Genomic DNA, 6,263 nt, shown 5'->3' with positions numbered 1-6,263 from the left:
CCGGCGTCTTTGTAGACGTCATCGGTTGGTGCTGGAACGGTGACATTACCGCTGGTTTCGCCAGCTTTGATGGTGATTACCGCGCCATTGGACAGGGTCACGGTCACTGGCGAGCCAGCGGCGTTGGTCAGCGTTGCGGTGTACGTAATCTGACCGCCCTCAGCCACGGAACCGGTCGCGGACAGCGACAGGTTGGTGGTGTCGACGGTATCGGTCACGGTGGTGCTGACTGGGGTTTTATCAGCAACAATATTTTCGAAGTTGCCACCGGTCACGTTGGTGATCGAGTTGCTCAGCGAAGCCTGACCAGTCAGCGCATCGTTCGGGGCGGTGAAGGTCACGCTGCCGGTGGTTTTGCCGACTTCGATGGTGATGTTCTGACCGTTGGCCAGGGTCACGACGACAGGCGAACCGGTGACCGGCGCGCCGACGGTAGCGGTGTAAGTGACGGTGCCGCCTTCAGCAACCGAGGTGTCAGCGCTCAGTCTGACGGTCGAGGTATCGATGGTGTCGGTGACCGTCGTCACGGCTGGCGTAGTGCTTGGCACCAGGTTTTCGAAGTTGCCACCGGTGGCGCTGCTGATGGTTGCCTGCACGGAGCCGGCGTCTTTGTAGACGTCATCGGTTGGTGCGGGGACAGTCACGGTGCCAGTGGTTTTACCGGCTTCGATGGTGATGGTGGCGCCGTTGGACAAGGTCACAGTGACTGGCGAGCCAGCGGCGTTGGTCAATGTCGCGGTGTAAGTGATCTGCCCGCCCTCGGCCACGGACCCGGTCGCGCTCAGCGACAGGTTGGTGGTGTCGACGGTATCAGTCACAGCAGTGCTGACCGGAGTTTTGTCGGCGACGAGGTTTTCGAAGTTACCCCCAGTGACGTTGGTGATCGAATTACTCAGCGACGCCTGGCCAGTCAATGCATCGTTCGGCGCGGTGAAGGTCACGGTGCCGGTGGTTTGGCCAACAGCAATGGTGATGTTCTGACCATTGGCCAATGTCACAACGACAGGTGAACCGGTCACTGGCGCGCCAACGGTGGCGGTGTAGGTGACGGTCCCGCCTTCGGCAACGCTGGTGTCAGTCGTTAATTTCACCGTCGAGGTATCGATGGTGTCCGTGACGTTGGTTACGGCTGGAACCGAGCTAGGCACCAGACTTTCGAAGTTGCCGCCGGTCGCGTCCGTGATCGTCACTTCGACCTTGCCGGCGTCCTTGTAGACATCGTCCTTCGGTGCATCGACAGTCACGGCGCCTGTAGTTTTACCCGCGTCGATGGTAATCGTCGCGCCGTTCGACAGGGTCACGCTCACCGGTGTGCCGGCCGGGTTGGTCAGCGTCGCGGTGTAGGTGATCTGGCCACCTTCGGCCACCGAATCGCTCGCGGTCAGATTCAGGTTGGTAATGTCGGTGGTGTCGGAAACCACGGTGTCGGCGGCCTTACCGTCGACCACGAGTTTTTCGAAGTTGCCGCCAGTGGCGCCGTCGATGGTTACGCTCAGCGAGCTGCCGCCCGCCAACGGGCTGTTCGGCGCGACATAGTTCACGCTGCCGGTGGTTTCGCCGACGGCGATGGTGATGGTCTGGCCGTTGGACAGGCTGACGATGACCGGCGAACCGGTCACTGGCGCGGTCACGGTCGCGGTGTAGACCACTGTTTCGCCTTCGGCGACGTTAGCAGTGGCGCTCAGCGACACGGTGGAGGTATCGACGGTGTCATTGACCGTGGTCACGGCTGGCGCTGTGCTGGTGACCAGGTTTTCGAAGTCGCCGCCAGTCGCACTCTTGATGGTCGCCTCGACACTGCCGGCGTCTTTGTAGACGTCATCGGTCGGTGCGGGAACGGTCACGGTGCCGGTGGTTTTGCCCGCTTCGATTGTAATCACAGCGCCGTTGCTTAACGTCACGGTCACTGGCGAGCCGGCGGCGTTGGTCAACGTCGCGGTGTAAGTGATCTGCCCACCCTCGGCCACGGAACCGGTCGCGGACAGCGACAGGTTGGTGGTGTCGACGGTGTCGGTCACGGTGGTGCTGACTGGGGTTTTATCCGCCACAAGGTTTTCGAAGTTACCCCCAGTGACGTTGGTGATCGAATTGCTCAGCGACGCCTGACCAGTCAGCGCATCGTTCGGGGCGGTGAAGGTCACGCTGCCGGTGGTCTTGCCGACTTCGATGGTGATGTTCTGACCGTTCGCCAACGTTACGACGACTGGCGAACCGGTAACCGGCGCCCCGACAGTAGCGGTGTAAGTGACGGTGCCGCCTTCAGCAGCGCTGGTGTCAGCCGTCAATTTCACCGTCGAGGTATCGATGGTGTCAGTGACAGTTGTCACGGCTGGCGCAGTGCTTGGCACGAGATTTTCGAAGTTGCCACCGGTGGCGCTGCTGATCGTTGCCTGAACCGAACCGGCGTCTTTGTAGACGTCATCGGTTGGCGCCGGAACGGTTGCAGTGCCGCTGGTTTCGCCAGCTTTGATTGTGATCACCGCGCCGTTGCTCAACGTCACGGTCACTGGCGAGCCTGCGGCGTTGGTCAGTGTCGCGGTGTAAGTGATCTGACCACCTTCAGCCACAGAACCGGTCGCACTCAGCGATAGATTTGTAGGGTCCGCAATGTCTGTGACGGAAGTCGAGACTGGGGTTTTGTCCGCAACCAGATTTTCGAAATTACCGCCAGTGACGTTGGTGATCGAATTACTCAGCGACGCCTGACCGGTCAGCGCATCGTTCGGTGCGGTGAAGGTTGCGGTGCCTGTAGTTTGGCCAACAGCAATGGTGATGTTCTGACCGTTGGCCAATGTCACAACGACAGGGGAGCCAGTGACCGGAGCGCCCACAGTCGCGGTGTAGGTGACGGTGCCGCCTTCAGTCACCGAAGTATCAGCGGTCAGTTTGACCGCCGAAGTATCGATGGTGTCGGTGACTTGAGTGATCGCAGGCGTCGTACTCGGAACGAGGTTCTCGAAGTTGCCACCGGTGGCGCTGCTGATCGTTGCCTGCACCGAACCGGCGTCTTTGTAGACGTCATCGGTTGGTGCGGGAACGGTGACATTACCGCTGGTTTCGCCAGCTTTGATGGTGATCGTGGCGCCGTTGGACAAGGTCACAGTGACTGGCGAACCGGCGGCGTTGGTCAGCGTCGCGGTGTAAGTGATCTGACCACCCTCGGCCACGGAACCGGTCGCGGACAGCGACAGGTTGGTGGTGTCGACGATGTCGGGCACGGTGGTGCTGACTGGGGTTTTATCCGCCACAAGGTTTTCGAAGTTACCCCCAGTGACGTTGGTGATCGAATTGCTCAGCGACGCCTGACCAGTCAGCGCATCGTTCGGGGCGGTGAAGGTCACGCTGCCGGTTGTCTTGCCGACTTCGATGGTGATCTGCTGACCATTAGCCAGGGCCACCACCACGGGCGAACCGGTTACTGGCGCGCCGACGGTAGCGGTGTAAGTAACCGTGCCGCCTTCAGCAACCGAGGTGTCAGCGCTCAGCTTGACGGTCGAGGTATCGATGGTGTCGGTGACAGTCGTCACAGCCGGAACATTGCTCGGCACGAGATTTTCGAAGTTACCGCCGGTGGCGCTGCTGATCGTGGCCTGCACCGAACCTGCGTCTTTGTAGACGTCATCGGTTGGTGCGGGAACGGTGACATTACCGCTGGTTTCGCCAGCTTTGATGGTGATTACCGCGCCGTTGGACAGGGTGACCGTGACCGGCGCACCGGCCGGGTTGCTCAGCGTGGCGGTGTAAACGATCGAACCTCCCTCGGCCACGGAACCGGTCGCGGACAGCGACAGGTTGGTGGTGTCGACGGTATCGGTCACAGCGGTACTGACCGGGGTCTTGTCGGCGACGAGGTTTTCGAAATTGCCACCGGTCACGTTGGTAATCGAGTTGCTCAGTGAAGCCTGACCAGTCAGCGCATCGTTCGGAGCGGTGGAGGTCACGCTGCCGGTAGTCTTGCCGACTTCGATAGTGATCTGCTGACCATTAGCCAGGGCCACCACCACGGGCGAACCGGTCACTGGCGCGCCAACGGTGGCGGTGTAAGTGACGGTACCGCCTTCAGCAACGCTGGTATCAGCCGTCAGTTTCACCGTCGAGGTATCGATGGTGTCGGTGACGGTTGTCACGGCTGGCGTAGTGCTTGGCACCAGGTTTTCGAAGTTGCCGTCGGTGGCGCTGCTGATCGTTGCCTGCACCGAACCTGCGTCTTTGTAGACGTCATCGGTTGGTGCTGGAACGGTGACATTACCGCTGGTTTCGCCAGCTTTGATAGTAATCACCGCGCCGTTGCTCAACGTCACGGTCACTGGCGAGCCAGCGGCGTTGGTCAGGGTTGCGGTGTACGTAATCTGCCCACCTTCTGCCACTGTGCCAGTCGCGGACAGCGACAGGTTGGTGGTGTCGACGGTATCGGTCACGGTGGTGCTGACTGGGGTTTTATCCGCCACAAGGTTTTCGAAGTTACCGCCAGTGACGTTGGTAATCGAGTTGCTCAGCGAAGCCTGACCGGTCAGCGCATCGTTCGGTGCGGTGAAGGTTACGGTGCCGGTGGTTTTGCCGACTTCGATGGTGATGTTCTGACCGTTGGCCAGGGTCACGACGACTGGCGAACCGGTCACTGGTGCGCCAACGGTAGCGGTGTAAGTGACGGTCCCGCCTTCAGCCACGGTAGTGTCAGCGCTCAGTTTCACGGTCGAGGTATCGACGGTATCGGTGACATCGGTCACCGCTGGCGTGGCGTTCGGGACGAGGTTTTCGAAGTTGCCGCCCGTGGCGTCCTTGATGCTGACTTCGACTTTTCCGGCGTCCTTATAGACGTCGTCCTTCGGTGCGTCGACGGTCACGGTACCGGTGGTCTTGCCGGCCTCGATAGTGATCACCGAGCCATTGCTCAGATTCACGGTGACCGGGGTACCGGCCGGGTTGCTCAAGGTCGCCGTGTAGGTGATCTGGCCACCTTCGGCCACGGAACCGGTCGCGGACAGCGACAAGCTGGTGGTGTCGGTAACGTCGGTCACTGCGGTGGAGACAGGCGTTTTATCGGCGACCAGATTTTCGTAGTTACCGCCGCTGACGTTGGTGATCGAATTGGTCAGTGCGGCATTGCCGGCCAGCGCATCGTTTGGTGCGGTGGTGGTCACGCTGCCGCTGGTTTGGCCGACGCCGATGGTGATGCTCTGGCCGTTAGTCAGGGTCACAACGACAGGCGAACCGGTGACTGGCGCGCCGACCGTGGCGGTGTAGGTGACGGTGCCGCCTTCGGCGACCGAGGTGTCAGCGCTCAGTTTCACCGTCGAGGTGTCGACGGTATCGGTGATTTCCGTCACCGCAGGGTTGGTGCTCGGCACCAGGTTCTCGAAGTTGCCGCCGCTCGCGTCCTTGATCGTGACTTCGATCTGGCCGGCATCTTTATAGACGTCATCAGCCGGGGCCGGAACGGTCACGGTGCCGGTGGTCTTACCCGCGTCGATGGTAATCACCGAGCCGTTGCTCAGGGTCACGGTGACAGGCGTGCCCGCTGGATTGGTCAGGGTCGCGGTGTAAACGATCGAACCACCCTCGGCCACCGAGCCAGTGGCGCTAAGGCTCAGGCCGGTGTTATCCACCGAATCAGTAATCGTGGTGACCGCTGGCGTCGGATTCGGCACCAGGTTTTCGAAATTGCCACCGGTGGCACTAGTGATGGTGGTGCTGACGGTGCTGCCATTGTTGTACACGTCGTTGGCGGCAGTTGGCACGTTGACGGTGCCGGTGGTCTGGCCGGCAGCGATGGTGATGGTCGAGCCATTCGACAGAGTGACGGTAACCGGAGTTTGCGCCGGGTTGGTCAGGGTCGCGGTGTAGGTGATCTGGCCGCCTTCAACGATGTTGTTGGTCGCGGTCAAGGTCAGGCCGGTGTTATCCACCGAATCGGTAATCGTAGTGACCGCAGGCGTCGGATTCGGCACCAGGTTTTCGAAATTGCCACCGGTGGCACCAGTGATGGTGGTGCTGACGGTGCTGCCATTGTTGTACACATCATTGGCGGCGGTCGGCACGCTGACGGTGCCGACGGTTTCACCGGCGGCAATGGTAATGATCGAGCCATTCGACAGGGTGACGGTTACCGGAGTTTGCGCCGGGTTAGTCAGCGTCGCGGTGTAAGTGATCTGGCCGCCTTCAACGATGTTGTTGGTTGCCGTCAAAGTCAGGCCGGTGTTATCCACCGAATCGGTGATCGTGGTGACCGCAGGCGTGTTGCTTGGCACCAGGTTTTCGAAGTT

General features: G+C 60.8%; 1 protein-coding gene. It reads right to left on the bottom strand.

From position 1 onward, the window contains the following. Nucleotides 1-6,263 (bottom strand): immunoglobulin-like domain-containing protein (locus tag HU755_RS26845; RefSeq protein ID WP_346655448.1); only part of this gene is annotated, 6,263 nt, incomplete at both ends.

It is taken from the genome of Pseudomonas sp. SWRI111 (assembly GCF_014268555.1).
Taxonomy (GTDB): Bacteria; Pseudomonadota; Gammaproteobacteria; order Pseudomonadales; family Pseudomonadaceae; genus Aquipseudomonas; species Aquipseudomonas hamedanensis.
This window is presented reverse-complemented; position numbering and strand designations above follow the sequence as displayed.